The sequence below is a fragment of the Streptomyces sp. NPDC029956 genome, from assembly GCF_055574655.1.
Window position 1 is genome coordinate 1 of sequence record NZ_JBVHZJ010000141.1, and the last position, 1,068, is coordinate 1,068.

The 1,068-nt window shown below is 69.1% G+C and carries 1 protein-coding gene; it reads left to right on the plus strand.

Features of this window, described 5'->3' with window-relative positions; genetic code table 11:
• Positions 1-119 precede the first annotated feature (119 nt).
• Positions 120-1,068, plus strand: a 949-nt coding sequence (locus ACZ4XX_RS40315; protein WP_468512783.1) for an IS481 family transposase, incomplete at its 3' end; no start/stop codon positions are given.

A 1,068-nucleotide genomic window follows, 5' to 3' on the forward strand; every position in this document is an offset into this window, starting at 1 on the left:
TGTTCTGTCCCGGGAGGTTGTGGACAGGTGACGCAGGTCTCGGCTGAGGCTTCTTGAACGGGTGAGGGCCTTCCGGGTTCGGTGTGGATTGCGACGTCTACACCGACCGAAAGGCCCTCGTGCCCCACCGTAATGCACCCCTGACCGAGACCGGACGTCTGCGGCTGGCCCGCTGCGTGGTCGAGGACGGCTGGACCTACCGCAGGGCAGCCGAACGCTTCCAGGTCTCGCCCACCACCGCCCAGCGGTGGGCGGACCGGTACCGGATGCTCGGCGAGGCCGGGATGGCCGACCGGTCCTCCCGCCCGCACCACAGCCCGCGCCGGACCCCCACCCGCACCGAACGCCGGATCATCAAGATCCGCGTCCTGCGACGCTGGGGACCGGCCCGCATCTCCGGACTCCTGCGCATCCCGGCCTCGACCGTGCACCGCGTCCTGACCCGCTACCGGATCGCCCGCCTCACCCACCTGGACCGGGCCACCGGTCGTGTCATACGCCGCTACGAACGCGAGAAGCCCGGCGAACTGGTGCACGTGGACATCAAGAAGCTCGGCAACATCCCCGACGGCGGCGGCCACAAGGTCCTCGGCCGCCCGGCGGGCCGCAAGAAGAAGTCCGGCGCCGGCTACCAGTACATCCACACCGCCGTCGACGACCACTCCCGCCTCGCCTACTCGGAGATCCATGCCGACGAGAAGAAGGAGACCGCCACCGGCTTCTGGGAGCGGGCACAGGCCTACTTCGCCAGCGTCGGGATCACCGTCGAACGCGTCCTGACCGACAACGGCTCCTGCTACAAGTCCCACCTCTGGCGCGACGCACTGGCGGCGGCCGGGATCACCCACAAGCGAACCCGGCCCTACCGGCCCCAGACCAACGGCAAGGTCGAACGCCTCAACCGGACCCTCCTGGACGAGTGGGCCTACGCCCGCCCCTACCGCTCAGAGCAGGAACGACGCGACGCGTTCCCGCAGTGGCTGCACACCTACAATCACCACCGCGGACACACCGCACTCGCAGGCAAACCACCCGCCAGCCGCGTCCACAACCTCACTGGGCAATACA